Genomic DNA, 25311 nt, shown 5'->3' with positions numbered 1-25311 from the left:
GGACGACCGCTTCGACCGGGGTGAGTGTCCGGGCAGTGTCCGACCCACAGCGGTGTCCTGGATCCGCGGCAGTGAGGCAGGCTCGCAGGATCAGCATGCGGGGTGCACGACGCTTCGAATCCGTAGGCAGGCCGCCATCCTCGCGACCAGATCTGACTGAAAGGAACCGGAAATGCCTGTGGCAGTTGTTACTGGCGCCGCCGGAGGCATCGGTCGTGCCCTTGCCGAGGGGCTGGCGGCCGACGGTCACGTCGTGCACACCGCAGACCGAGTTCCCACGGACGACCTCGCCGCGTCCCTGGGCGGTGTCGCCCATCTGCTGGACGTCACCGACACGGATGCCATGGAGGCGTTGGCGAGGAGGTCCGACCCGACGACAACGGTGTGCCTCAACGCCGGCGTCGTCGGGGCATCAGTGGGAGCGCCGTGGGAGGTTGCCGACGAGGAGTGGAGTCACGTCCTACAGGTGAACCTGCTCGGCATCGTCAACGGCTTACGAGCGTTCCTTCCACGGTTGCTGAAGTCCGAACACCCATCGAGTGTGTTGATCACCGCATCGCTGGCCGGTCTGCTCACGTGGCCCCAGGGTGGGGCCTACGGGGTGAGCAAGCATGCCGTCCTGGGGCTGGCCGAGCATACCGCTCTCTGCCTGCGGGGCACCAATGTCTCCGTCACGCTGCTGTGCCCCGGACTGGTCCGTACGGGGATGTCCCAGGTGGGTCAGGACGCCGAAGAAGTAGCCGCGGGCGCGCTCCGCGCGCTTCGAGCGGGACAGTTCCTGGTCGTGCCGACCGAGTGGCGAACAGGTATCAAGACGCGCACCGAGCGTCTCCCCGACGGTTCCCTTCCCCAGGTTCCGGTCCCCGTCCTCCCAGCGGAAGGTCTGCGGGGAGGGACCGGGCCTCGTAAACACGATCGCTCCGTGCTGTGCCCATCACCAGGTGTTGGCTTCGCATCGAACTGAGGCGCACCCGGCCACTGCCACCACCACAGCGAGGCGCGGCCCCACCCTGCGAGCCCACGGCACGGCCGGACGATCCGATACCGACGCATTCACCCGCGCTCAACACAGCCCCATCAGCTAGCCGCCCGGGTGGAGGCGGTTCCGTCGCACCACGGCGGCTCCGACGGTCCGGATTCCAGGAGCGGCTGCCTGAAACTCCCTACTCGTGCCGCCTTGCCGCCAACTGGACGAGGTGCGGGCCTGCACGCACGATGGTGATGACCCGGGCCCCTGCGGGCCCGGGTCCTCGGTTGGCAGGAGAGACGTCACCCGTCACAGGAGCTTCAGCACCAGGGGGAGGGCGGTGAGGGAGAGGGTCAGGTTGAGAGAGCAGTGCACCACGATGGCAACCGTGAGGTTGCTGCGGCGCCAGACGAAGTAGAACAGCGGCAGCAGTCCCAGCGCGCGAGCGAGGAACTGCCACGGGGAGATGAAGTGGTAGAGCGCGAAGAGCGCGCTGTTGACGAACGGCGCCCACGCCCCGAGGCGAGCGAGCCGCGGGAGGAGGTGACCCCGGAAGTACAGCTCCTCCACGACAGGGGCGACGATGCCGTTGACCAGGGTGGCCAGGATCCAGGCGAGCACGAGGGCGGTGGCACCGTAGCGGCCGGGGTCGGCCACTCCGAATGGGTCGTCCACCCAGACTGGCACCCACGGGAACAGTCCATCCTTGATCCAGTCCTTGGTGTAGGAGGAGATCGAGCTGAACAGCAGGACGGACACGACGAAAAGGACCGGGATCCAGACGGCGTAGGTACGCGCCGGCAATGGTTGTCGGTTCAGCACGACGCCCTGCAGGGACAAACGGCCCGTGCGGCGGCGTCCCTGCAGGAGCAGGTAGCCCAGCTCGAGCGGGACGATCGTGGCGAGCGCCGCAAGGGCGAAGGTCGCGATCGGTGGAACTCCCAGCTCGCGCATCGGCGCCACGACCGGGACGAAGATCGCTGCCAGGGCAACGCCGGGCAGGAGGTGCAGGGCCACCGTGGACACCAGCGAGGGTGAGGCGATGGGGCCGGACGGGGCAGGGCTGGTTCTGGTTTGTGTACTCATGTCGTCCAGCGTCTGCGAGGGGGGTCCGTGGGGGAACCGCCACTAACCCGGACACTCGTCAGACACTTCACCGCCACGGCCGCGTGAGACGAGCACGTCACCGCGACTCGGGGCTCCCGCTAGCGTCCGCTCATGGCCCGGCAGCGTCGAGAGGGCACAGCGGAACCGCGGGCTCCCCGAAGATTGACCGTGGAGGCTGCTGATGGCTACCCGGTCTCGGCCTTCGACGAGGGCAGCGGGCCCGCCACCGTGATCATCTCCGGTGCTGGCCTGGACGGTGGGCGAGGATATGCCGGGCTGGCGGCGAAACTGGCGGACACGTGCCGGGTGGTGCGCCTCACGCGGCGCCGCTACGAGGCGGACCTTGGGCGGTCGCGCGCGGTGGAGGTCAAGGACGAAACCTCCGACCTCGAAGGTCAAGTCCGGTGGTGTGGTGGCGCTGGAGGCCGCGCTCGCGGCTCCGGAGTGTTTCGATGCTCTGGCGGTCTACGAGCCAGCCCTAGAGCTGGCAGAACTACCGCTCGCTTCTCCGGGCTCGACGCTGGCGGCGCGTCGTGCGATCGAGGCAGGCCGTCCCGGTCGGGCGCTGGAGATCTTCCTACGCGACATGGCCGGAGCACCGGCGCCCGCGGCCAAGCTGGCACGCGTCCTCGCTCTATCGCCGCGGTTCCGCACGCGGCTCATCCCCGGCCAGATCGCCGACCAGGAGGCACTGGAACGCCTGGGTGACCGCCTCGAGCAATACCGGACGATCACACAGCACGTCCTGCTCATCGGCGGGACCCGCTCCCCGGCCCACTTCGCACGTCGCCTGCAACTGCTCGACAACGCCTTGCCCTCCAGCGATCTGCGGTCCCTGACCGGTGCCGGGCACACGGGTCCGACACGCAAGAGCGATGACCTTGCCCGGCTTCTCACCGCCGACATCAAAGCCTACGCAGGGGGCGCTAACCCGTAGCCCTTCGTTCCTGCCGGGTCAGCGACCGACAGCCGCCCCGGAGTCGAGGAAGGTCAGACGCACGACGTTGCGGTCGACCAGCGCGGCTTGCAGTTCGGTCGTCGTGGGAGCCCGGTCGGTGTTGAGTTTCAGCCCAAGCCTGTTCGCGCGCTTCGGTCCGATCTGGGCCAAGAGGTCCTCGAAGATCTCGGCCACCTCACGGGGATCCTCGATGAGCTCCCCATGTGCAGGACGTCGATGCCCGTCCAGCGTCACCTCCAGGTCCGCACCGCCGGCCAGGTTGCGGCGCCAGGTACCGCCGGCTAAAGCCACCAGCTGCCCCTGGTACACGTGCCGCCCCACCGGGACGACGTAGACGCGCCCCGACTTGCGACCCTTCACATGCAGAAGCATCAATCCGGTGCTGGCGGCCCGATGCAGAGGCGATCTCAAGATGGTTCGCAGAACGGGGTTGACGACCCTGAGCAGCGAGGCAGGCGGACGCTGGTCCTCCACTGAGGGACGCTCAGGAACACTCACCACTGCAGTGTCCACCCACGGCCCCAGATGAACAGGGTCACCAGCACCGTAGAAGCGACTCACCGTCTGGTGGTGCGATGCTCCACGAGCTGTGGATGGTCTACAGCGGCCAGCCGCGTGGGGGAGTGGCGCGAGGACGACCATGCGGCCGTCCTGGGCGGCTGCCGACCCGTCCGCCAGACCACCCTTCCTCGAGTGGCGGCTGACTGAGGGCAGGGGTGGCCGCTGGGGTGCTGACTTCGTCTGCGGAGGTCGTCTTGTTCGTGCCGGGCGGGTGCTCGACCGGGTCCGGACGGATGGGGCGCCAACGACGGCGACCGGGGACGGCATGGGGTAGGGCCGGCGCTCTCAGGACCCCTTGGTCGGGAGTCCACCCCCCGCGGTCAAGCCGTCCTCTCACGGGCGTGGCGCATAACCCCCCACGCGTCGCAACGCTCTGACCTGCGATTACGCACTAATCTGGATGTCGAGGGTGTGTGTCCCATGTGAGCAAGTCCCCCTCCGGACACAGATGAGGCCACCGATCCGCGGCGTCCGCTGGTGGAGAAGTGCCGGGCACAGCCCATGGCTCGGAATGAACAACGGAAACCGCAGGTCCGTTCCCGGTCCTGGCCCGTCCGTGGTCATCCGAACGTCTGCCACCGACCTGGCGAGACCACCTCGACCGCGCCGTCGACGACCTTGATGGCCGGCTGCTCGTCCGCGTCCCCCCGTCGAGCATCGCGGTCGTGACCGTCGCAGCCCTCGTGCGCTCCCTGGGCAGCGCCCTGTCGCGCTGTGGCTGACCAGCCTGCTCGCCGCCCGGGTCCCTGTCGGAGGTCAGCCTCGGGCGGCCGTCGGTGTCCGCCTGACCGGGGCATACCGGCTCCCTGGACGGGCCGCCCCTCCGGATGGACGCGCCTGCTCGTGTCCGTCCAGACTGGGGGCACCACCCGAGCGAGAGGAGCGCGTCATGACCCGTCAGCCGGACGGGACCATCAGCCCGGAGGATCTGAACGAGGAGGGTGTCGGAGTGGGGATGGGAAAGGGCGAGAGCACGTTCGAGCCGGAGGAGACGCCGGAGGCCGTGGACGCCCCCGGCAGGCAATCCGGCCCGGACGGTGCGGTCGACCCCCACGCGTCTGGCGGGACCCTCACCTACGAGCAGGAGGCGAGCGCCTCCTTGGAAGCCCTGGGGGAGGAGCCACCCACGGAGCTGTCCTACGACGACGAGGTCGTGCGGATGGGCGGTCCGGAGGGCGTCCCCACCCCGGACGCGCTGCGCGAGGTGGAGCTCGGTGACGACCTCGACGACGCGGAGGGCGTGCCGATCTAGGTCACTCCTCCACCACGGCACCCAGCGATTCCGCGAGCGCGAGGGCACCCGCGAGGTCGACCCGGGTCCGGCGCACCGAGACGTCCCGTAGCTGCGCCCCGACGAGGACCGCCCGGCGCAGGTCGGCTCGATCTAGGCGGGCCGAGCTCAGGGTGGCCCCGCTCAGGTCGGCCCCGCGCAGGTCGACGCCCCGCAGGTCCGCCTCCGAGAGGTCGGCCTCCTGCAGACGCAGCCCCGCCAGCGACAACCCCTCGAGCTCGGCGCCGACCATCGTCACGCCCCACCACGACCCGCCCACCACGGTCAACGGCCGCAGGATGCACCGGACGAAGCTGCTGCCGTCCAGCCGGCACCCCTCCATCGTGGCGTCGAAGAAGCTCGTGGAGCTGAAGGCGCAGGCGGTGAAGGCCGTCTCATGATGGCGGGAGGCGTTCAGGCGGCACCGGTCGAAGGTGCACTCCTCGAACCGGCACCCGCGCGTCCTGGCCTCAGTGAGGTCCACCTCGACGAACCTGCACCCGCGCCACACGCGGTCGGTCAGCTCCTCGCCGTACCAGTCCTCGTCGGCGACGCGAGCGCCGACGAGCTCGGGGGGCGTCACGGCCTCCCCTCCGGAGGTCTGCTGCGGGGGGCGCGGCAGACCCGGTGCGTCGCTCCTGCGGGGCTCCTGTCCAGCAGTCGGTGCATGGGAGAAGTCTCCCCCCGCGGCCGCCGCGACGTCGCCACGCGTCCCCGGATGGTCTGGGCTCGCCTCCCAAGTTTTGGTAAAGATTTGGTAACGATGAGGTGCGGCGGGGAGTAAAGTTCCGGCAAAGTCTTGTGAGAAGCCTCACCGAGGGCCATAGTCGGCAGCGCAGGGTTCTCTGCATCATTCTGTGGAACAGATCGAGGGGAAGCGCGTCGTGGGATCCAGTGTCTGGCTTGTTGTGTCTGTCGTGCTCGTGGCAGTAGGCGGGGTGGCGTTGCTGGTGCATCTGCTCAGATCAAGGTGGCGAACTGCCGTGGGCTTCCTGAGCGCCTCGACCCTGGTCGTCGCGCCCCTCGCCGTGACCTCGCTGGTCGCGCCCTCCGCCGCAGTGACGGAGACGGTTCCGACGTTCCGCCTCATCGGCAGCGACCTCGACTTCATCCTGGACCAGATCCAGATCTCCGAGGCCCACGCCCACGCGATCAACACCGGGGACACGTCCTACTCCCTGGTCTGCGCGACCTCCGACGACACGAGTGGCAAGTGCGTGCGGGACCCCATGCTCCCGCACGGGCTGCGGACCGTGGACGGGTCGTTCAACAACCTCGTCAACGGCCAGACCGAGTTCGGTTCCTCGAACCGGCTGATGCCGCGACTGCTGCCCATCCACTGGCGTGATGGCGACCCGGTCGCCGGTGGTCCGCCTAACCCGCCCGGGGCGACCTCCGTCTGCGACGACCCCGCCTCCACCTGCTACGAGCAGACCAGCGGTTTCGTCTACGACTCCGACCCCCGCACCATCAGCAACCTCATCGTGGACTCCTCCACGGCCAACCCGGCTGCTGTGGACGCCGCCGCCAACACCGAGGGTTCGACGACCGACCCGGTGACCGGCGAGGTGTTCATCCCCAACGTCATGCCTGATGAGGGCCTCTCGGCCCCCGTCAACCTGTGGTTCGTGCTGTTCGGGCAGTTCTTCGACCACGGGCTGGACCTCGTCAACAAGGGTGGGAGCGGCACCATCGTCGTGCCGCTCGCCCAGGACGACCCGCTCTACAACGTGACCCCCCCGGACCGTCGATTCATGATGCTCGATCGGGCCACCAACCAGCCCGGCCCGGACGGCATCCTGGGCAACGGTGACGACGTGCGCGAGCACGAGAACCGCACCACGCCCTTCGTGGACCAGAACCAGACCTACACCTCGCACCCCGCCCACCAGGTCTTCCTGAGGGAGTACGAGCTCGTCGGCGGACGGCCCCAGGCCACGGGACGGCTGCTCGACAGCCCGAGCGGCGGTCTGGCCACCTGGAACAACGTCAAGGCGCAGGCAGCGTCCGTCCTCGGCATCGCCCTCCGTGACGCAGACGTGCTGTCGGTCCCCAACGTCGTCGTGGACCTCTACGGCAACTTCGTCCCCGGCGCCAACGGGTTCCCCCAGCTCGTGAACGTGGGTGGAGTGGCCGAGGGAAACCCCTCCGCCCCCATCTCGACGGTCAACGCCGAGCGCCTGAACCAGTCCTTCCTGGACGACATCGCGCACGGCGCGGTCCCCAACGAGCTCGCCGGCTACGACAACGTCCTGCTCGGCGAGCACTTCATCACCGGTGACGGTCGTGGCAACGAGAACATCGGCCTGACGGCCGTGCACCACGTCTTCCACGCAGAGCACAACCGGCTCGTCGACCACGTGAACACCGTCCTCAACGAGCCCGGCAACGAGGAGCTGCTCGCCGCCTACCAGAACCAGGACGAGGCGGACGACTGGTCGTTCAACGAGCGTGTCTTCCAGGCTGCTCGGTTCGCCAACGAGATGCAGTACCAGCACCTCGTGTTCGAGGAGTTCGCGCGCACGATCCAGCCTGCGATCGACGTCATCACCTTCAACGAGAACAGCTACGACGAGACCATCGACCCGTCCATCAAGGCCGAGTTCGCCCATGTCGTCTACCGCTTCGGGCACTCCATGCTCAACCAGGACCTCCAGCGGCAGGGATTCGGCACCACCTCGACGTCGCTGCTCGACGGCTTCCTCAACCCGGTCGCCTTCCACTGCCGGGTGGAGCCGACGGCGGCCAACACCTGCGCGGCAGCCGACCGGCTGACCTCGGAGGAGGCTGCCGGCGCCCTCGTCAACGGCACGACCCAGCAGCCCGCCAACCAGACGGACGAGCTGGTCACCAGCACACTGCGCAACAGCCTGCTGGGGCTGCCGCTCGACCTTGCGTCGATCAACATCATGCGGGGACGCGACGTCGGTGTCCCTCCGCTGCAGGAGGCGCGCCGCGTCTTCTACGAGGAGTCCGGCAACCCCAACCTCGAGCCGTACTCGAGCTGGCAGGACTTCGGCTCCGCCCTGCGCAACGGGAGCAACTTCGGACGGGGTGACAGCCAGGCGTCCCTGATCAACTTCATCGCCGCCTACGGCTCGCACCCCTCAGTCGTCGCCGAGAACACCCTTGTCGGCAAGCGCGCCGCGGCCGAGGCGCTCGTCCTGGGCACCTCCACCACGGACCTCGTGGAGCGGATCTCGGGAGCCAACCGCTTCGCGACGGCGGCTGCCCTGAGCCGTGCGACCTTCGCCGGCGCGGCGCCGGTGGTCTACGTGGCCAACGGCCGCAACTTCCCCGACGCCCTCGCCGGTGGACCGGCCGCCGCCGCTGACGGTGGCCCGTTGTTGCTCGTGGACACCAACGCGATCCCCGCGGCCACCGCACTTGAGCTGGAGAGGCTGCAGCCCTCGGAGATCGTCGTGCTGGGCGGACCCAGCGTGGTGACCGAGCAGGTGCTGAACTCGCTCGGCACCTACTCCACGACTGGCACTGTCACCCGGGTCTCCGGGGTCAACCGGTTCGAGACCGCGGTACGGGTCAGCCAGCGCGCCTTCGAGGGCGGGGCGGCCACGGCCTACGTGGCCTCCGGGCTCAACTTCCCGGACGCCCTGTCCGGCGGAGCAGCGGCCGCCTTCAACGGTTCGCCCCTGCTCCTGGTCAACCAGGGGTTGCCGGCGGTGACCGCCGCCGAGCTGGACCGTCTGAACGTCACCGACATCAAGGTGCTCGGTGGTCCTCTCGCGGTCAGCGACGACGTGGTCACGGCGCTGGGAGCCTACGGCACCGTCGAGCGCATCTCCGGAGCGAACCGGTACGCCACCTCGGTGGCGATCAGCCAGGACACCTTCGCCGACAACTCCGGCGGAACCGTCTACCTGGCAACCGGCCTCGACTATCCGGACGCGCTCTCCGCTGCGCCCACCGGGTCGCCTCTCCTGCTGGTGCCCGGCACCGGTACCGCTCTTCCGGCAGCCACGGCTGCGGAGATCCTGCGGCTGAACCCGGGCCGGGTCGTCATCCTCGGTGGCGAGGTCGCTGTGACCCTGGGCCTCGAGCAGGCCGTCGAGGCGCTCTTCCCGGCCCCGCAGGCGCCCGCTGACCGGATCGCGTTCCTGCAGTCCACCGGTGCATGGGCCAACGTTGACGGTCAGACGGTCACCGGTCTGGAGGAGGTCGACTTCTGGGTCGGCGGACTCGCCGAGGCCCTCGACCCGTTCGGCGGGATGCTCGGAGCGACGTTCAACTACGTCTTCGAGACCCAGCTGGAGGACCTGCAGTTCGGCGACCGGTTCTACTACCTGTTCCGCAACCAGGGCAACCAGCTCTTCGCGGCACTGGAGGCGAACTCGTTCTCCTCGCTGATCCAACGGAACACGGACGCCTCACTGCTTCCGGCGTCCATCTTCACGATCACCGACCCGAGCATCGACCTGGAGAACCTTCCTGTCCCGTTGCCTGCCCAGCTGTCCCAGCTCCCCGACGGGACCTGGCGCTGGAACGGCGACGAGCACATCGCCATCCACGGCAACCGGACGCTCCCGGACCGCATTCAGGGTGGGCAGGGTGACGACTCGCTCTTCGGCTACGGAGGCAACGACCGCATCGAGGGCGGGTCGGGCAACGACTCCATCCTCGGTGGGCCCGGTGACGACATCCTCACCGACACCTTCGGCGACGACAACATCAAGGGCGGTGACGGCAACGACGCGATCGACGGAGGGCCGGGGATCGACCTGCTCCTCGCCGGAGCGGGCAACGACTTCGTCAGCAAGCCGCTCGACAACTCCGACGGGGCGACCGGCTTCCTCGGCACCGGCAACGACATCTTCGTCGGCGGACCGGGTCGCGAGACCCCGTTCGGCAACGAGGGGGACGACTGGCTGGAGGGCCTCGCGGCGTCCGACCTGCTGATCGGTGACAACTCGCAGCAGTTCCAGAACGACACGATCGGCGGTGACGACGTCCTCATCGGCGGTGCCGGCTCGGACGACATGGACGCCGAGGGCGGCGACGACATCCTCGTCGGCGGCCCCGGCGGCACGGACCGCTTCCACGGGATGTTCGGGTTCGACCACGTCACGTTCTACGGGACGACCGCCGGGGTCGATGCAGACATGAACTTCAACCTGCAGCCCCCGGACGTCACCGCGATCCGCGATCGCTACCTGCAGACGGAGTCTCTCTCCGGCGGCAGCGGCAACGACGTGCTCCGCGGTCTCGGCTTCGTCCCGGACGCCTTCACGGGCACCGAGGTCAACTGGCTGACCGAGGAGGGCCTGGACCTGGTCGACGGACTGCGGGAGCTCCTGCAGCCGGCGGGCCACGACGACTACGCGGCACGGTTCATGAGCGGGAACGCGGCCGGCGACCCGGTCGACGGCAACCTGCTGATGGGTGGTTCCGGAAGCGACCTGATCGAGGGTCGTGATGGGGACGACTTCATCGACGGCGACGCTTACCTGCGGGTGCAGCTGCTCCACGTGCCCACGGGTGCCCGCTACAACTCGGCGACCCAGGTGCGGGCAGCGATCTTCGCCGGGACGATGAACCCCGGTGACTTCGAGATCGTGCGCGAGATCGCGGTCGACCCGGGTGCCGGCGGTGCCGTCGACACGGCCGAGTACCTGGCGAACCAGGCGGACGTGACCATCGAGGACCTCGGTGACGGCTACTACCGTCTGACCTCGGACGAGGGCGAGGACATCCTCCACGCCATCGAGCAGGTCGACTTCGCCGACGGCTGTGTGGTGCTCGCCACGGGTGCCGCGTGCGGTGCGGCAGCCCCGCTGACCGCCACCGTGTCGGGTGACGAGGTGCAGGCCGGTCTGGACGTCGACGGCGCAGCGGGCGAGACGCAGTTCACCCTGCAGGAGCTCGACGAGAGCGGGACCTGGGTCCCGGTCACCGGCGCCGAGCTCGAGTCCGCAGGGCTGGAGCAGACGATCCCCGTGCCTGAGGGGACGCAGGGTGACCTGCGTGTCGTGGCGACCTACGTCGACGACGAGGGCGTGCTCCAGGGCAGTACCTCGGAGGTGCTGCCAGGCGGCTGAGGTATGACGTGGGGCCCGTCCTCTCCCGAGGGCGGGCCCTTCGTCGCGCCCGGGGTCGTGCCCCCTACTGTGGGGCGCATGACCGACACCGGCCCCGTCCCGCTGACCACCACCGCCGAGGACGAGGCGGTGCGCATCTGCCGCGAGCTCATCCAGATCGACACGAGCAACTACGGCGACGGCAGCGGCCCCGGGGAACGGGCGGCGGCGGAGTACGTGGTGGGCCTGCTGCAGGAGGTGGGCCTCGATCCCCAGCTGACCGAGTCCGAGCCCGGGAGGGCCAGCGTGGTGGTGCGGACGGAGGGGCGTGACAGCTCCCGCGGCGGCCTGGTGCTGCACGGCCACCTGGACGTCGTGCCGGCCCAGGCGGAGGACTGGTCGGTCGACCCGTTCGCCGCGGAGGAGAAGGACGGCATGATCTGGGGCCGGGGGGCCGTGGACATGAAGGACATGGACGCCATGCTCCTCGCCACCCTGCGGCAGCTGGCGCGGTCGGGGGAGAAGCCACCGCGAGACATCGTCTGGGCGTTCTTCGCGGACGAGGAGGCGGGCGGGGTCAAGGGCGCCGGCCACGTCGTCACCCAGCACCCCGGGTGGTTCGAGGGATGCACCGAGGCGATCTCGGAGGTAGGTGGCTTCTCGGTGACCCTGCCGGACGCGGCAACGGGGGCTCCGACCCGCGCCTACCTCCTGCAGACCGCGGAGAAGGGCATCGCCTGGCTGCGCCTGCACGCGCGCGGGCGGGCCGGCCACGGCTCGGTTCCCAACCCGGAGAACGCCGTCGTCCGGCTGGCCGAGGCCATCGCGCGGATCGATGCCCACCCGTGGCCCCGGACCTACATCGCCTCGGTCCGGGAGCTCTTCGACGGCGTCGCGCAGATCGTCGGCACGACCTGGTCCGAGGACAGTGTCGAGGACCTCCTCGTGCGCCTCGGCGGGGCCCGACGGTTCGTCGAGGGAACGCTGCGTGACACGGCGAACTTCACCATGCTGGCCTCCGGCTACAAGCACAACGTCATCCCGCAGACGGCGTCCGCGTCGCTGGACTGCCGCTTCCTCCCCGGCCACGAGGAGGAGCTGCTGGCCCTCATCGGTGAGCTGGCCGGGGAGCACGTCGAGGTGGAGATCGTGCACAAGGACGTCGCCCTGGAGGCCCCGTCCTCGGGGGAGCTCGTGGACTCCATGCGCCGCGCCCTGCTCAAGGAGGACCCCGGGGCGCACGTCCTGCCTTACTGCCTCTCCGGGGGGACGGACAACAAGCACCTGTCCCGCCTGGGCATCACCGGCTACGGTTTCGCGCCGCTGAGGCTGCCGGACGACCTCGACTTCGTGGGGATGTTCCACGGGGTGGACGAGCGGGTGCCCGTGGACTCGGTCCGCTTCGGGACGAGGGTCCTGGGCCAGCTCGTCGCGAACTGCTGACGTCAGGACCGTTCGCGTCAGGCGGTCCGCTGCACACGGATGATCTTGCGGCGCAGCACGACCTTGCGCACCCCGCCCCAGAAGAGCCGCACTCGCACGAGCTCCCAGCTGCCGTACTCGGCATGCTCGGTGAGGGCCCTGCGCACCGTCGACCGGTCGCTGGCGCGGTGGAAGGTGAGCTCCCGGAACTCGTACTCGACCATGGTGACCGACAGCATAGGACCGGCCCCGCGGCGCGCACGGATATCCCCGACGGACGGCGTCGATTCGCGCTACGGTCGCACCATGACCGCCGATCCGCGTGCCGCCCTGTCCTCGCTCGTCGCCGCGCTGGAGCGCCACCTGGAGACCGCGGCCGTCAAGCGCGGTGACGACGACCCGGCTGTCGTGGAGGCCTACGAGCGCATCGCCGAGGCCTTCACGGCCTACGACGACGCCCTCATGGACGCCTACGGCGAGGTGACCCCGCTCGAGGTCTTCGACGAGGAGCTCGAGGACGACCTCGACGAGGACGACGACGACGGCGAGGACGACGACGGCGAGGACGGAGATCTCGACGACGAGGATGACTCCTACGTCGGTCTGGACGACGAGGAGTTCGACGTCGACGACCGGCCCCGGGGCTGAGCGGTGCGGCTCGGGCTGAGCTGCGGGTTCTTCGGACAGGGGCGCGACGAGGAGAACCTCGCCCTCGTCCAGCGCGCCGACGAGCTCGGCGTGGACGTGGTGTGGGCGGCCGAGGCCTACGGCCCGGACGCCGTCAGCGTCCTGGCGTGGATCGGAGCGCGCACCGAACGCATCGGCCTCGGGGCCGGGGTCCTGCAGATCCCCGCCCGCACGCCTGCCGCCACCGCGATGGCGGCGGTCAGCCTCGACAGCCTCTCCGGCGGCAGGTTTCGGCTGGGTCTGGGGGTCAGCGGGCCGCAGGTGTCCGAGGGCTGGCACGGGGTCCGGTTCGCCCGGCCGCTCGCACGCACCCGTGAGTACGTCGACATCGTGCGGATGGCGCTGGCCCACGAGCCGGTGACCTACCAGGGGCAGCACTTCACCCTGCCCCTGCCGGACGGGCCGGGCAAGCCGCTGCGGCTGACCCACACGCACCGCCGGCCGATCCCGCTCTACCTCGCCGCGGTCGGGCCGAAGAACCTCGAGCTCGCGGGAGAGATCGCCGACGGCTGGCTGGGTGTCTTCGTGGCCCCCGACTACTTCCCCGAGCAGCGCGCGCAGCTGGAGGCCGGGATGGCCCGCCGCAGCACGCCGCCCCCCGCCTTCGACACCACCGCCACGGTGGCGATGGCCACCGGCGACGACCTGGAGGCCTGCGCCCGCACCGTCAGCCCCTACCCGGCCCTCTACGTCGGCGGGATGGGCAGCAGGGAGCAGAACTTCTACAACCAGCTCGCCTGCCGCATGGGGTACGAGAAGGAGGCGACGCTCGTCCAGGACCTCTACCTCGACCGGCGGTGGGCCGAGGCCGCCGCTGCGCTGCCACCGCAGCTCATCGACGACACGTCCCTGCTGGGGGACGTGGACCGCGTCACCGAGCGCATGCGCCGCTACCGCGACGCGGGGCTGACCACGCTGACCGTGGCCCCGTGGGGCCGGGACCGGGAGGCCCGCATGGAGGCGCTCGAGGTCGCCGTCCAGGCCCACGCGCGCCTGGCCGACGACGGAGCCTGATGGCGCTCTGCGTGCTGGTGCGGCACGGGCGCACCAGCGCCAACACCTCCGGCCTCCTCGCCGGCTGGACCCCCGGCGTGGGCCTGGACGACACCGGCGCCGCACAGGCCCGCGGGCTCGGCGACCGGCTCGCCGGCGCCGGCCTGGTGGCGGTGGTCACCAGCCCCCTCCAGCGCTGCCTGGAGACCGCCGCCGGGCTGACCGGCGGCATACCCGAGGGTGCTCGTCCGCGCACCGAGACGGACGAGCGGCTGGGTGAGGCCCGCTACGGCGCGTGGACCGGACGCCCGCTCAGCGAGCTGGCGAAGGACCCGTTGTGGCGCGACGTGCAGGACCGTCCCTCGCGGGTGACCTTCCCCCCGCACGCCGACCACGAGCACGAGTCCATCGCCCAGATGCAGCAGCGGGCGCTCGAGGCTGTGCATGGGTGGGACGCCCGGTTGGAGGCCGAGCACGGGCCGGCGGCCGTCTGGGCGGCCGTCAGCCACGGCGACGTCATCAAGGCGGTGCTGGCGGCCTCGCTCGCCATGCCGCTCGACGAGTTCCAGCGGCTCGTCGTCGACCCGGCGTCGGTGAGCGTCGTGCACCTCACCAGCACCCGGTCTTTCGTGCTGCGCCTCAACGACACGGGCAGCGACCCCGTCGACCTGGGCGGGCTGACCGCACGGCTCGCGGCTGCGCCCACGGACGGCGGCGACGCGGTGGTCGGTGGGGGCGCGGGGACGGGCCCGGCCCGGACGTAGGCTGAGCACCATGTCGGACCCTGCCGTCACCGTGTACGACCCGCCGGAGCGCTGCGTGGCCGGCTCCGTGGGACCGCCCGGCCAGCGCACCTTCTTCCTGCAGGTCAGCGACGGCACCCGGCGGACGACCGTCAGCCTGGAGAAGGAGCAGGTGCGCCTGCTCGGCCTCTCCCTCGTCGAGCTCGTGGCCGAGGTGGCTGCGGAGGCGGGCTCGGAGGAGGCGGCGGCGCCGTATGTCGACAAGGCACCGCTGGACGCGCCCTTCGACGACGACTTCCGGGTGCAGCGGCTCTCGGTGGCCTGGGAGTCCGAGCGCGGGCGGGTGGTCGTCGAGGCCTTCGACCGGCCGGACGTCGAGGACATCCTGGAGCTCGACCCGACCGCCGACTACCCGTGGACCGGTCGGCCGCCGCAGGCCGTCAGCATCGTCCTGGAGCCCGCGAGGGCGCGGGCGTTCGCGCAGCGGTGCACCGCGTCGATCGAGGGCGGTCGGCCATCCTGCCCGTTCTGCGGCCAGCCCCTCGACCCGGCGGGGCACATCTGCCCGCGCGCCAACGGCTACCGCCGCTGACCTGCCCGATGACTGACGGCCCGCCCGGCGAGAGGCTCCTGCACCGGGCCACGCTCGAGCCCGTCGGCCTGCTCCGCGAGGCGTCGAACGTGACCCTGCTCGTCGACCTCGTCGAGCCGGACGGGTCACCGGCCGGCCGTGCCGTGTACAAGCCGGTCCGGGGCGAACGACCCCTCGCCGACTTCCCGCCCGGCACGCTGGCCGCCCGGGAGGTCGCGGCATACCTCGTGAGCGAGCTCGGGGGCTGGGGCCTGGTCCCTGCCACGGTGCTGCGCGACGGACCGCTGGGTCCGGGGTCGGTGCAGCTGTGGATGGAGACCGAGGAGGACGGGGTCCCAGCCGGCGGGCTCGTCGACGTCGTCACGCCCGAGCAGGTCGCGACCGACGGGTGGCTGCCCGTGGTGGCGGCGCAGGACGAGGAGGGACGGCCGCTCGTGGTGGTGCACGCCGACCACCCGCGCCTGCGCTCCCTGGCGGTCCTGGACGTGGTGCTCGACAACGCCGACCGCAAGGCGGCCCACGTCGGGCTCGTCGGTGAGCGGCTGTGGGGCTTCGACCACGGTCTGTCCTTCAACGCGGTGCCCAAGCTGCGGACCGTGCTGTGGGGATGGGCCGGTGAGGACCTGGGAGAGGTGGAGCTCGAGCGGGTCCGGCGGGTCCTGGAGGGCCTGGGCTCCGGTGACAGCGGCCTCGACGGGCTGCTGTCCGCCGCCGAGCTCGTCTCCCTCCGGGTGCGCCTGGAGGAGTTGCTCGTCGACCCGCGCCTGCCGGTGCCGCCGGAGGGGCGCTACCCCCTGCCCTGGCCGTTGTGGTGAGTCGCCCGGACTGCTGACCTGCCCTCGTCGCGGGTTAGGCTCGCCCCCGTGAAGTCCTGGTCCTCCCCGTCCGTGCCCGCGCTGCCAGGGTCAGGAGGACCCCTCACCGTGCACGACACCGCCTCCCGACGGCGGGTCACCGTGGCTCCCGAGGGCACGGCTCGGCTCTACGTCTGCGGCATCACCCCCTATGACGCCACCCACCTCGGGCACGCGGCCACCTATCTCACCTTCGACCTCGTGCAGCGGGTGTGGCTGGACGCCGGCCTCGACGTCCGCTACGTCCAGAACGTCACCGACGTCGACGAGCCCCTCCTGGAGCGGGCGGAGCGCGACGGCGTGCGCTGGGAGGACCTCGCCGCCCGGGAGATCGACCTGTTCCGGGAGGACATGGAGGCGCTGCGCGTCCTCGCGCCGGCGCACTACGTCGGTGCGGTGGAGGGCATCCCCGACGACGTCGACGCCACCACGCGGCTGCTGGAGAGCGGTGCGGCCTACCGGATCCCGGTGACGCGGGAGGAGGGTGCGGTCGAGGAGGAGGCGCACGACGTCTATCTCGACCTGGGCCGCCAGCCGAGCTTCGGCTCCGTCTCGGGCTGGAGCCACGAGGAGATGCTCGAGGTCTTCGGGGAACGGGGCGGTGACCCCGACCGGGCCGGCAAACGCGACCGGCTCGACCCGCTGCTGTGGCGCGCCGCCCGCGACGGCGAGCCGGCCTGGCCGGGGGAGAGGCTCGGCAGCGGCCGGCCCGGGTGGCACATCGAGTGCTCCACCATCGCGCTGCGTCACCTCGGCGCCCCCTTCGACGTCCAGGGCGGGGGGAGCGACCTCATCTTCCCGCACCACGAGATGAGCGCGGTGCAGGCGACCGCACTCGAGGGGACCAAGTTCGCGCAGGTCTACGTCCACCAGGCCATGGTCGGCCTGGACGGCGAGAAGATGAGCAAGTCGAAGGGCAACCTCGTGCTCGTCAGCCGGCTGCGCGCCGACGGGGTCGACCCCATGGTGGTCCGGCTGGCGCTGCTGGCCCACCACTACGGCACGGAGTGGACGTGGAACGACGCGGACCTGGCGCTCGCCGCCCCCCGCTGGGCGGCCTGGCGCGCGGCGGCCGCGGGCGTCGACCCCGACGGGGTGCCCACGGAGCTTGACGAGCGGACCGTCCGGACGCTGCGGGAGCGGCTGGCCGACGACCTCGACGCCCCCGGGGCGCTGCGTGCGGTGGACGTCTGGGCCGGCGGCGTCAGCCGTGCGGGGCCGGGTGGTGCGTCCCGGCTCGTGCCGGACGCCGTCGACGCGCTGCTGGGGCTCGCCCTGCTCCCCTGAGCGACGCCGTGCAGGGTCTCGGGACGGGGCCCGCGCTGGCGGCCGGGCGGCCTCAGCCCCGGGGCGACCCGTCCTCGCCGCGCTTGCGCAGGTAGCGCTCGAACTCTCGGGCGATCGCGTCACCGGAGGCCTCCGGGAGCTCGGCGGTGTCCTGGGCGTCCTCGAGCGAGGCGACGTACTCGGCGACCTCCTCGTCGGAGGCCGCGAGCTCGTCCACCCCGCGCTCCCAGGCACGCGCCGCCTCCGCGACCTCGTCGTCGTCGATGACGCACCCCAGGAGCTCCTCCAGGGCGCTGAGGAGAGCCAGGGTGGCCTTCGGCGACGGCGGCCCGCCGGCATAGTGCGGGACGGCCGCCCAGGCGGAGACGGTGGGCAGCTCGCGGCGATGGGCCAGCTCGCTGAGGACGCCGACGATCCCGGTGGGACCCTCGTAGGTGCTCCGCTCCGCGATGCCCTGCTCGCGCAGCGCCTGGTCCTCGGTCGTCATGCTCACCGGGATCGGGCGGGTGTGCGGCACGTCCGCCAGCAGACCGCCGAGGGTCACCATGAGCGTGGCGCCCTGGTCCAGGCAGAAGTCGAGGATCTCCGCGGTGAACGCGCGCCAGCGGACCGAGGGCTCGATGCCCTGGACGAGGATCAGGTCCCGGCCCAGCGGGGAGTCGCGCACGACGTAGAGGCGGGTCGAGGGCCAGCGGAGGGTCCGTTCGCCGCCGACCGTGACGATCGTGGGGCGGTTCACCTGCAGGTCGTAGTAGTCCTCGGGGTCCAGCGAGGCCACGAGCTCGGCGCCCCAGACCGCGCGCAGGTGCTCGACCACGGCCGAGGCGGACTCACCGGCGTCGTTCCAGCCCTCGAAGGCGGCGACGACGACGGGGTCGCGCAGCTCGGGGACGTCGGCGAACTCCAGCATGGGACCTCCTGGTGTCGGGTGTCTGCCGGCCGTGGCCGTCTCCGCTCACCCTACGTCGCGACCTAGCATGGGGACGTGCACCTGCTTCCCCGCGCCGAGCGCGCCCTCCCGGCCGCCGTGCTCTGGGACATGGACGGCACGATCGTGGACACCGAGCCCTACTGGATGGCCGCGGAGCGCGACGTCGTCGAGGCTGCCGGCGGGACGTGGACCCACGAGCAGGCGCTGCAGCTGGTGGGCAACCCGCTGCTGCGCTCGGCCGAGATCATCCTCGAGCAGAGCCCGGTGCGCGGCACCCCTCAGGAGGTGGTCGACCTCATCCAGGGCGAGGTGGGCAGGCGCATGCGGGCCGAGGTGCCGTGGCGGCCCGGGGCCCGTTCGCTGCTCGACGAGCTCGTCGCGCTCGAGGTCCCGTGCGCCCTCGTCACCATGTCCTACGACGTGCTCGCACAGGTGCTCGTGGAGGCGCTGCCGGCCGGCACCTTCGCCGCCGTCGTCACCGGTGACATGGTCACCCACGGCAAGCCGCACCCCGAGCCCTACCTGACGGCGGCTGCCCGGCTGGGGGTGGACCCGGCCTGCTGCGTCGCCGTCGAGGACTCACCGACGGGCGCCGGCTCGGCCGTGGCCGCAGGGGTCCCGACGATCGGTGTCCCGCACCTGGTGCGGATCCCCGAGCGCGAGGGCCTGGTCCTCGTGGACGGGCTCGAGAGCGTGCGTGCCGCCGACCTCTGGATGCTCGCCACCGGCGCCGCACGGATGACCTGAGGCAACGGTCCGGAATCAGTCGCTGTCGACCACCGGGTCGGTCCGGCTCGCCGCCCGTGGGTCGATGGCGCGCCGCGCCGCGTCGTCAGGCAGCTCCGGCGGGGTGCCGCCCCAGGCCGGGCAGACGGCCCGGAACGAGCACCAGCTGCACGCCCGCCCGCGACTGGGCCGCCAGTCGCCCGAGTGGGCCGCGAGCTCGATGGCCTCCCACAGCGCCTGGATCTTGCGCTCGGTGGCCTCCAGGTCACGCTCCGTCGGGTCGATCCAGAGCACCTGGCCGTCGCGGAGGTAGACCAGCTGGAGCCGGGAGGGCAGCACGCCGCGAGCCCGCCACAGGGCCAGCGCGTAGAACTTCAGCTGGAACAGGGCGCGCCCCTCGAACAGCTCCGACGGGGCGCGACCTGTCTTGTAGTCGACCACCCGCAGGCGGCCGTCCGGAGCCTCGTCGAGCCGGTCCACGACGCCGCGGATGACCAGCTCGCCGACCCGCGCCTCGACGTACAGCTCGCGCTCGGCCGGCTCCAGGGTCGTCGGGTCCTCCAGACCGAACCACCGCTCCAGCAGGGTGACGGCCTCGGCATACCAGACCTCGGGGGAGGGGGTTCCCTCCGCCGCCGCGACGAGGCTCGCCAGCTCCGGCTCCGCCTCGAGCATGCGCGCCCACTCCCCGGGCACCAGCTGCGCGGCCGCGTCGAGGGTGCGCTCGGGGGAGGGCAGGTCGAAGAGGCGTTCGAGGACGGCGTGGACGAGGGTGCCCCGGGCGGCGGGTGCGCTCGGCTCCTCGGGCAGCCGGTCCACGACCCGGAAGCGGTAGAGCATCGGGCACTGCATGAAGTCGGCCGCCCGCGACGGTGAGAGGGCGGGCTGCATGGTGCGCCACTGTACGCAGCACCCCCGACAGGCCTCGCCGGGATCGGGGGTCGTCAGGACCATCGCCTAGGTTGGGCGCATGAGCACACCCCCCACGGCCGGCGGCCACGGCTGGCGGATCGGGACCCTGTCCGGCGTCCCGGTCTACCTCGGGCGCAGCTGGGTGCTGGTGGCCCTCCTCGTGGCTGCCCTCTTCGGGCCGACCGTCGCGCGGGTGGTCCCGCAGCTGGGCTGGGGGGCGTATGTGGTCGCCCTCGCCTTCGCGGGGCTCCTGCTCATCTCCGTCCTGGTGCACGAGGCCGCGCACGCCCTGGTCGCGCAGCGCGTCGGGTTCCGGGTCTCCCGGGTGGTCGCCGACTTCTGGGGCGGGCACACCGCGCACGACGGCACCGGAGGCACGCCTGGACGCAGCGCCGCCGTCGCCGTCGTGGGGCCCCTGTCCAACGGTGTGCTCGCCCTGCTCGGCTGGGGCCTGACGGGGGCGCTGGCCGAGGGCGGCGTGCCGTGGCTGCTCGCCTACGCCTTCACCGCGGCCAACGCGTTCGTCGCCGTCTTCAACATCATCCCCGGGCTACCGCTGGACGGGGGGTTCCTCCTGGAGGCCCTGGTGTGGCGGCTCACCGGGAACCGGCACCTCGGCACGCTGGTGGCGGGCTGGTTCGGCCGGCTCGTGGTCGTGCTCCTCGTCCTCTGGGCTCTCGTGCCACCCCTGCTGGAGGGCCGCAGCCTGGGACTGACCCGCGTGCTGTGGGTGGGTGTCATCGCCCTCTTCCTCTGGCAGGGGGCGTCGGCCGCGGTCCGCCTGGGGCGTTCGGGGCTGGTGGTCTCCCGCCGACGGGTGGGCGACGTCGCGCGGCCGGTCGGGGTGGTGCCCCTCGACACGGCAGTGGGGGAGGTGGACTGGGACGCGCGACCCCTGTGGGTGGTCGTCGACGACACCGGTGCGCCCGTCGGGCTGGTCGACCCCGGCACGCTGCAGGGACTGGACGGGCAGGCCAGAAGCGGTGCCACCGTCGCGGCGCTCACCGTCCGCCTCCCGGTCGGCTGGACGGTGACCCTCTCCGCGGAGGACCCGCTGGACCGGGCGGTGGAGGTGATGCGTGCGAGCGGATCCGGCGTGGTCGGCCTGGTCGGTCACGACGGCAGGCCCTGGGGGGTGGTGCTGGTGGACGACGTGGCGGCCAGACGGGTCCGACCCACGCCCTCGTAGGATGACCCGGTGACCGACCCCGACGACGCCCACCCCGCGACCGGCGCCGACCTGCGGCGCGGTCCCTTCCGTGCCGGGGACCGGGTGCAGCTCACCGACCCGAAGGGCCGGCTGCACACCATCACCCTGGAGCCGGGCGCCACCTTCCACACCCACCGCGGCCACGTCCGTCACGACGACCTCATCGGCGCACCCGACGGGAGCGTCGTGCGGCACAGCTCCGGGGCGGACTACCTCGCCCTGCGGCCGCTGCTCTCCGACTACGTGCTCTCGATGCCGCGCGGCGCGCAGGTGGTCTACCCCAAGGACGCCGGTCAGATCGTCACCTACGCGGACATCTACCCCGGTGCGACGGTCGTCGAGGCGGGCGTCGGATCGGGGGCGCTCTCGCTGTCCCTGCTCCGTGCGGTGGGGGACTCCGGCCGCCTCCTCAGCTTCGAGCGTCGCGAGGACTTCGCCGAGATCGCCCGGGCCAACGCCCGCGCCTTCTTCGGCCGCGACCACCCGGCCTGGTCCGTGACCGTGGGCGACCTCGTCGAGGCGCTGCCCGGCAGCGTCGCGCCCGGGTCGGTGGACCGGGTCGTGCTCGACATGCTGGCGCCCTGGGAGTGCCTCGACGTCGTGCACGAGGCCCTCGCCCCCGGCGGGGTGCTGATCTGCTACGTCGCCACCGCGACCCAGCTCTCGCGGGTGGCCGAGACCGCACGCACCCACGGCGGCTGGACCGAGCCGCAGGCGTGGGAGTCGCTGGTGCGGGGCTGGCACCTCGAGGGACTGGCCGTGCGACCTCAGCACCGCATGCACGGTCACACCGGGTTCCTCCTCACGGTGCGGAGCCTGGCCCCCGGCACCGCCGCGCCGCTGCTCAAGCGGCGACCGGCCAAGGGCGCCTACGGGGAGGACTACGTCCCTCACGACGAGGGGGAGTGGAGCGCCGAGGAGCTCGGCGAGCGGGCGGTGTCGGCCAAGCGGGTGCGGCGCACCGCCCGTGACGCCCGGGCGACCGCCGACGCCCGGGCGACCGAGGACCCGGGAGCGACCGCCGACGCCCGGGCGACCACCGACGCCCAGGAGACCGAGGCCCCGGGAGCCGCGGGCGACGAGGGGATTCCTTGACCATCTCCTGAGGAGATCCTGACCGTGCGCTGACCCCCCCTTGACCGGGGTCGGACGTAGGTTGATCTCACCGGACGGAGGCGTCGCACTCGGTCCGACCCACCAGGGTCGGACCACGAGATCGAGGGGGTGCGGCGCGTCCGTCTTTTTCGACGGGCAAAGGAGCTCCGATGCGTTCTACCCCGCTGCTGGCCGCCGGCCTCGGCATCCCCCTCTCCCTCACGCTGATGATCCCCGGTGGTGCGGTCGCCGTCCCCGAGGAACCCGCGGCGGCACCCGCCGCGGGCACCGCCTTCTTCCTCACCGAGCCGAGCTCGGCCGCGGCCGAGGACATCGCCCGCGACGTGCTCCGGCTCAAGGCCTCCGAGTACGGCGTCTCGGCGGCGGACCTCGCGGACCTGCAGGTGCTGTCCCAGCACACGTCCGACCACAACGGCGTGACCTACGTCAACCTCGTCCAGCACTATGCGGGCCGCCAGGTCTACGGCGGGGTGGCCACGGTCAGCGTGACGAAGGACGGCGTCGTCCTGCACGTGGCCGAGTCGCTCGTGCCCAACCTGCGCGAGGCGACCGGTAAGGCGTCCCTGGACGCGGCCGAGGCCGTGTCGAGCGCCGCCTCCGACCTGGACCTGGAGGCTGAGCGACCCCAGGTGCTGGAGAAGGCCACCGGTGCCGAGCAGGAGACGACGGTCTCCGCCGCTGGGATCGCCGACGAGGAGATACCGGCCCGGCTCGTCTGGCAGATGACCGACGACGGGCTCCGACTGGCCTGGGAGCTGGTGATCGACGAGGCCGGGTCCGACCACCTCTGGCAGGTCATGGTCGACGCCCAGACCGGTGAGACCCTCACCACCGAGGACTGGACCGACCATCACGGCGAGGGCCACCTCACCGGCCTGGCACGCTCGCCCCAGCAGTTTGCGGGCGCACCCGCGGCGGCGGCCACCGGCGCGCTGCCGGGGTCCCCCGTCCCGGTCGCGGACGGATCGAGCTACCGCGTCCTGGCGTTCCCCAAGGAGAGCCCGAACGACGGCGACCGCGAGCTGGTGACGCAGCCCGCCGACCAGGTCGCCTCGCCCTTCGGCTGGCACGACACCGACGGGGAGCCCGGCCCGGAGCACACCACCACGCGCGGCAACAACGTGCACGCCTACACCGACCAGGACGCCAACAACGTCCCTGACCCGGGCAGCGAGCCGGACGGCGGCGCGGGGCTGGACTTCGACTTCCCGATGGACCTGAGCGAGCACGCCCAGACCTACCGGGCAGCAGCGGTCACGAACCTCTTCTACGCGAACAACGTCATCCACGACGTGCTCTACCGCTACGGCTTCGACGAGGCATCCGGCAACTTCCAGGTCAAGAACTACACCACTAAGGGCACGGGCGGCGACGACGTCCGTGCGGAGGCGGCAGACGGCGGTGGCACCAACAACGCCAACTTCTCCACCCCGGCCGCCGACGGTGGTCGCCCCCGGATGCAGATGTACCTGTGGCCCGGGAACCAGTTCGGCCCGCAGAGCGGGCTGACCCTGGGCACGGGCTCCGACGCCGTCACCTACGGCGCCAACTACGCCCGCTTCACCCCGGCCCCGACCAACGCGGGCTTCCCCGGGGTGGCGGTCGTCGTCGACGACGCCTGCGTGCCGTTCGCGGCGCCGGGTGCCATCGTGATCACCGCGAGGACCACCGCGTGCTCGCCGCACACCCAGGTCAGCAACGCGGAGGCCGGCGGTGCTGTCGCGGTGGTGATCAGCCACAACGACGCCACCCAGGCCGCACCGATCCTGTCCGGCAGCATGGACCCGGCGGTCGGCATACCGGCCATCTCGGTCAGCACCGCCGACGGCGAGGCCATCCGCGCCCAGGTGTCCGCCGGCGCCACCTCGGCGTCGGTGCACAAGATGTCCTCGCACCCCGGTATCCGCGACGGGGACCTCGAGAACGGCATCATCATCCACGAGTACGGCCACGGCGTCTCCAACCGCCTGACGGGCGGCCTCAACATCAACTGCCTGAGCGGGAACGAGCAGATGGGCGAGGGCTGGAGCGACTACCTCGCGATCACGATGCTGCTCGACCCGGCGCTGGACGACCCGGAGCAGGCCCGCGGCATGGGCCCCTACGCCCTCTTCCAGCCGGACCGCGGCGGGGCCGGCATCCGGCCGGCGCCGTACTCGCGCAACATGGCGATCCAGCCGTTCACCTACGACCGGATCAAGAGCAACAGCTGGATCACCGGCGGCTCCCTGGCGGCGCCGCACGGGATCGGCCACGCGTGGGCCTCGGTGCTGTGGGACCTCAACTGGAACCTCATGGACCGCCACGGCTTCACCGACGACCTCTACGCGGAGTGGGACGAGGCCGGCAACACCCGGGCCATGCAGTACGTCATGGACGGTCTGAAGCTCCAGGGCTGCGGGCCGGGCTTCGTGGCCGGCCGCAACGGCATCCTGGCCGCCGACGCCGCGCTCGGCGGGACGGACAGCTGCGTGATCTGGTCGACCTTCGCCCGTCGTGGCCTGGGCTACAGCGCGGTGCAGGGCACGACCAACCGCGACGACAACACCGAGGCCTTCGACGTGCCTCCTACCTGCGACGCGCCGGGTGCCGGTCTCGTCGGGGCGAAGTACTCGAACGACGCGCTCAACGTGGTGGACGCGGGTGACGCCGCACCTGTCCAGTTCAACCTGGGCGGCGACCTCGGGCTCGACGTGCTTCGCGACGCGCACTCGCCGATGAGCCAGCAGATCAGCTGCGAGACCCGCGAGCCGCTGCAGTTCGCGGTCAGCGTGCCGACCGAGACCACCGGCCAGCGGGCGTTGACCTACAACGCCCGGCAGGAGCGCTACCAGTACAACTGGAAGACGGATGAGGCGTGGGGCGGCACCTGCCGCCAGCTGATCATCACGCTGGACGACGGCACCCAGCACCGCGCGGACTTCAGGTTCGAGGAGTGAGCCA

The 25311-nt window shown here is 71.5% G+C and carries 21 protein-coding genes; 15 read left to right on the top strand and 6 right to left on the bottom strand.

The annotated features are described in order from the left end of the window. Positions 1-172: 172 nt before the first annotated feature. Positions 173-964 (top strand): SDR family oxidoreductase, encoded by a 792-nt coding sequence (locus D4B81_RS13605; RefSeq protein ID WP_122263129.1) that lies wholly within the window; start codon positions 173-175, stop codon positions 962-964. Positions 965-1276: 312 nt separating this feature from the next. Here D4B81_RS13605 and D4B81_RS13600 read toward each other — a convergent pair whose 3' ends face one another. Then, complete coding sequence (locus D4B81_RS13600) at positions 1277-2053, bottom strand: CPBP family intramembrane glutamic endopeptidase (RefSeq protein ID WP_122263128.1); 777 nt, start codon at positions 2051-2053, stop codon at positions 1277-1279. Positions 2054-2486: 433 nt separating this feature from the next. Between D4B81_RS13600 and D4B81_RS13595 the strand changes: the two genes are divergently transcribed. Continuing rightward, complete coding sequence (locus tag D4B81_RS13595; protein ID WP_161965164.1) at positions 2487-3011, top strand: alpha/beta fold hydrolase; 525 nt, start codon at positions 2487-2489, stop codon at positions 3009-3011. A gap of 18 nt (positions 3012-3029) precedes the next feature. Here D4B81_RS13595 and D4B81_RS13590 read toward each other — a convergent pair whose 3' ends face one another. Next, complete coding sequence (locus D4B81_RS13590; RefSeq protein ID WP_161965163.1) at positions 3030-3530, bottom strand: hypothetical protein; 501 nt, start codon at positions 3528-3530, stop codon at positions 3030-3032. A 952-nt stretch (positions 3531-4482) separates the two neighbouring features. Between D4B81_RS13590 and D4B81_RS13585 the strand changes: the two genes are divergently transcribed. Continuing rightward, complete coding sequence (locus D4B81_RS13585; protein ID WP_122263125.1) at positions 4483-4845, top strand: hypothetical protein; 363 nt, start codon at positions 4483-4485, stop codon at positions 4843-4845. 1 nt (position 4846) lies between these two features. On the opposite strand, the gene D4B81_RS13580 is transcribed toward D4B81_RS13585, so the two are convergent. Next, on the bottom strand, positions 4847-5446 hold the full coding sequence (locus D4B81_RS13580) for a pentapeptide repeat-containing protein (RefSeq protein WP_122263124.1): 600 nt from the start codon (positions 5444-5446) through the stop codon (positions 4847-4849). Between the two features lie 400 nt (positions 5447-5846). On the opposite strand from D4B81_RS13580, the gene D4B81_RS13575 reads away from it, so the two are divergent. Continuing rightward, on the top strand, positions 5847-10916 hold the full coding sequence (locus D4B81_RS13575; protein ID WP_122263123.1) for a peroxidase family protein: 5070 nt from the start codon (positions 5847-5849) through the stop codon (positions 10914-10916). A gap of 78 nt (positions 10917-10994) precedes the next feature. Then, entirely contained in the window at positions 10995-12338 is a 1344-nt protein-coding gene (locus tag D4B81_RS13570; protein WP_122263122.1) for a M20/M25/M40 family metallo-hydrolase, read from the top strand. 17 nt (positions 12339-12355) lie between these two features. Here D4B81_RS13570 and D4B81_RS13565 read toward each other — a convergent pair whose 3' ends face one another. Beyond that, positions 12356-12541: a DUF5703 family protein gene (locus tag D4B81_RS13565; protein ID WP_122263157.1), complete on the bottom strand. Its 186-nt coding sequence runs from the start codon at positions 12539-12541 to the stop codon at positions 12356-12358. A gap of 82 nt (positions 12542-12623) precedes the next feature. Between D4B81_RS13565 and D4B81_RS18185 the strand changes: the two genes are divergently transcribed. The 6 genes from D4B81_RS18185 to mshC are packed head-to-tail and all read left to right on the top strand — an operon-like array spanning position 12624 to position 17473. After that, positions 12624-12965, top strand: coding sequence for a hypothetical protein (locus D4B81_RS18185; protein ID WP_161965162.1), 342 nt, complete (start codon positions 12624-12626; stop codon positions 12963-12965). Between the two features lie 3 nt (positions 12966-12968). Next, positions 12969-14018: an LLM class F420-dependent oxidoreductase gene (locus tag D4B81_RS13560; protein WP_122263121.1), complete on the top strand. Its 1050-nt coding sequence runs from the start codon at positions 12969-12971 to the stop codon at positions 14016-14018. Continuing rightward, positions 14018-14761 (top strand): MSMEG_4193 family putative phosphomutase, encoded by a 744-nt coding sequence (locus D4B81_RS13555; protein WP_122263120.1) that lies wholly within the window; start codon positions 14018-14020, stop codon positions 14759-14761. The genes D4B81_RS13560 and D4B81_RS13555 overlap by 1 nt, the downstream gene beginning before the upstream one ends. A 10-nt stretch (positions 14762-14771) precedes the next feature. Next, a complete protein-coding gene (locus D4B81_RS13550; RefSeq protein ID WP_122263119.1) occupies positions 14772-15332 on the top strand; it encodes a DUF3090 family protein in 561 nt (186 codons plus the stop codon). 8 nt (positions 15333-15340) lie between these two features. Then, positions 15341-16147 (top strand): SCO1664 family protein, encoded by an 807-nt coding sequence (locus D4B81_RS13545; protein WP_122263118.1) that lies wholly within the window; start codon positions 15341-15343, stop codon positions 16145-16147. A gap of 48 nt (positions 16148-16195) precedes the next feature. Further along, on the top strand, positions 16196-17473 hold the full coding sequence (gene mshC, locus D4B81_RS13540; protein ID WP_122263117.1) for a cysteine--1-D-myo-inosityl 2-amino-2-deoxy-alpha-D-glucopyranoside ligase: 1278 nt from the start codon (positions 16196-16198) through the stop codon (positions 17471-17473). A gap of 52 nt (positions 17474-17525) precedes the next feature. Here the strand turns inward: mshC and D4B81_RS13535 are convergent, their stop codons facing one another. Further along, complete coding sequence (locus D4B81_RS13535) at positions 17526-18383, bottom strand: PAC2 family protein (protein ID WP_122263116.1); 858 nt, start codon at positions 18381-18383, stop codon at positions 17526-17528. A gap of 75 nt (positions 18384-18458) precedes the next feature. Between D4B81_RS13535 and D4B81_RS13530 the strand changes: the two genes are divergently transcribed. After that, positions 18459-19151, top strand: coding sequence for an HAD family hydrolase (locus D4B81_RS13530; protein WP_272914071.1), 693 nt, complete (start codon positions 18459-18461; stop codon positions 19149-19151). Between the two features lie 15 nt (positions 19152-19166). On the opposite strand, the gene D4B81_RS13525 is transcribed toward D4B81_RS13530, so the two are convergent. Then, positions 19167-20021: a RecB family exonuclease gene (locus D4B81_RS13525; protein ID WP_122263115.1), complete on the bottom strand. Its 855-nt coding sequence runs from the start codon at positions 20019-20021 to the stop codon at positions 19167-19169. A 79-nt stretch (positions 20022-20100) separates the two neighbouring features. On the opposite strand from D4B81_RS13525, the gene D4B81_RS13520 reads away from it, so the two are divergent. The 3 genes from D4B81_RS13520 (at position 20101) to D4B81_RS13510 (ending at position 25307) form a co-directional block, all read left to right on the top strand. Further along, positions 20101-21231, top strand: coding sequence for a peptidase M50 (locus D4B81_RS13520; protein WP_122263114.1), 1131 nt, complete (start codon positions 20101-20103; stop codon positions 21229-21231). Positions 21232-21240: 9 nt separating this feature from the next. Next, positions 21241-22347 (top strand): tRNA (adenine-N1)-methyltransferase, encoded by a 1107-nt coding sequence (locus tag D4B81_RS13515; RefSeq protein ID WP_237565997.1) that lies wholly within the window; start codon positions 21241-21243, stop codon positions 22345-22347. Positions 22348-22517: 170 nt separating this feature from the next. Next, positions 22518-25307 (top strand): M36 family metallopeptidase, encoded by a 2790-nt coding sequence (locus D4B81_RS13510; protein ID WP_202613696.1) that lies wholly within the window; start codon positions 22518-22520, stop codon positions 25305-25307. Positions 25308-25311: the final 4 nt, after the last annotated feature.

Source organism: Ornithinimicrobium cerasi (genome assembly GCF_003702705.1).
Lineage (GTDB): Bacteria > Actinomycetota > Actinomycetes > Actinomycetales > Dermatophilaceae > Ornithinicoccus > Ornithinicoccus cerasi.
This window is presented reverse-complemented; position numbering and strand designations above follow the sequence as displayed.

Excerpts from the sequence above, each read along its gene's own strand:
- D4B81_RS13605 (WP_122263129.1), top strand. The coding sequence starts at position 173 with ATGCCTGTGGCAGTTGTTACTGGCGCCGCCGGAGGCATCGGTCGTGCC.
- D4B81_RS13600 (WP_122263128.1), bottom strand. The coding sequence starts at position 2,053 with ATGAGTACACAAACCAGAACCAGCCCTGCCCCGTCCGGCCCCATCGCC.
- D4B81_RS13585 (WP_122263125.1), top strand. The coding sequence starts at position 4,483 with ATGACCCGTCAGCCGGACGGGACCATCAGCCCGGAGGATCTGAACGAG.
- D4B81_RS13570 (WP_122263122.1), top strand. The coding sequence starts at position 10,995 with ATGACCGACACCGGCCCCGTCCCGCTGACCACCACCGCCGAGGACGAG.
- D4B81_RS13565 (WP_122263157.1), bottom strand. The coding sequence starts at position 12,541 with ATGGTCGAGTACGAGTTCCGGGAGCTCACCTTCCACCGCGCCAGCGAC.
- D4B81_RS18185 (WP_161965162.1), top strand. The coding sequence starts at position 12,624 with ATGACCGCCGATCCGCGTGCCGCCCTGTCCTCGCTCGTCGCCGCGCTG.
- D4B81_RS13555 (WP_122263120.1), top strand. The coding sequence starts at position 14,018 with ATGGCGCTCTGCGTGCTGGTGCGGCACGGGCGCACCAGCGCCAACACC.
- D4B81_RS13550 (WP_122263119.1), top strand. The coding sequence starts at position 14,772 with ATGTCGGACCCTGCCGTCACCGTGTACGACCCGCCGGAGCGCTGCGTG.
- D4B81_RS13545 (WP_122263118.1), top strand. The coding sequence starts at position 15,341 with ATGACTGACGGCCCGCCCGGCGAGAGGCTCCTGCACCGGGCCACGCTC.
- D4B81_RS13535 (WP_122263116.1), bottom strand. The coding sequence starts at position 18,383 with ATGCTGGAGTTCGCCGACGTCCCCGAGCTGCGCGACCCCGTCGTCGTC.
- D4B81_RS13525 (WP_122263115.1), bottom strand. The coding sequence starts at position 20,021 with ATGCAGCCCGCCCTCTCACCGTCGCGGGCGGCCGACTTCATGCAGTGC.
- D4B81_RS13520 (WP_122263114.1), top strand. The coding sequence starts at position 20,101 with ATGAGCACACCCCCCACGGCCGGCGGCCACGGCTGGCGGATCGGGACC.
- D4B81_RS13510 (WP_202613696.1), top strand. The coding sequence starts at position 22,518 with ATGCGTTCTACCCCGCTGCTGGCCGCCGGCCTCGGCATCCCCCTCTCC.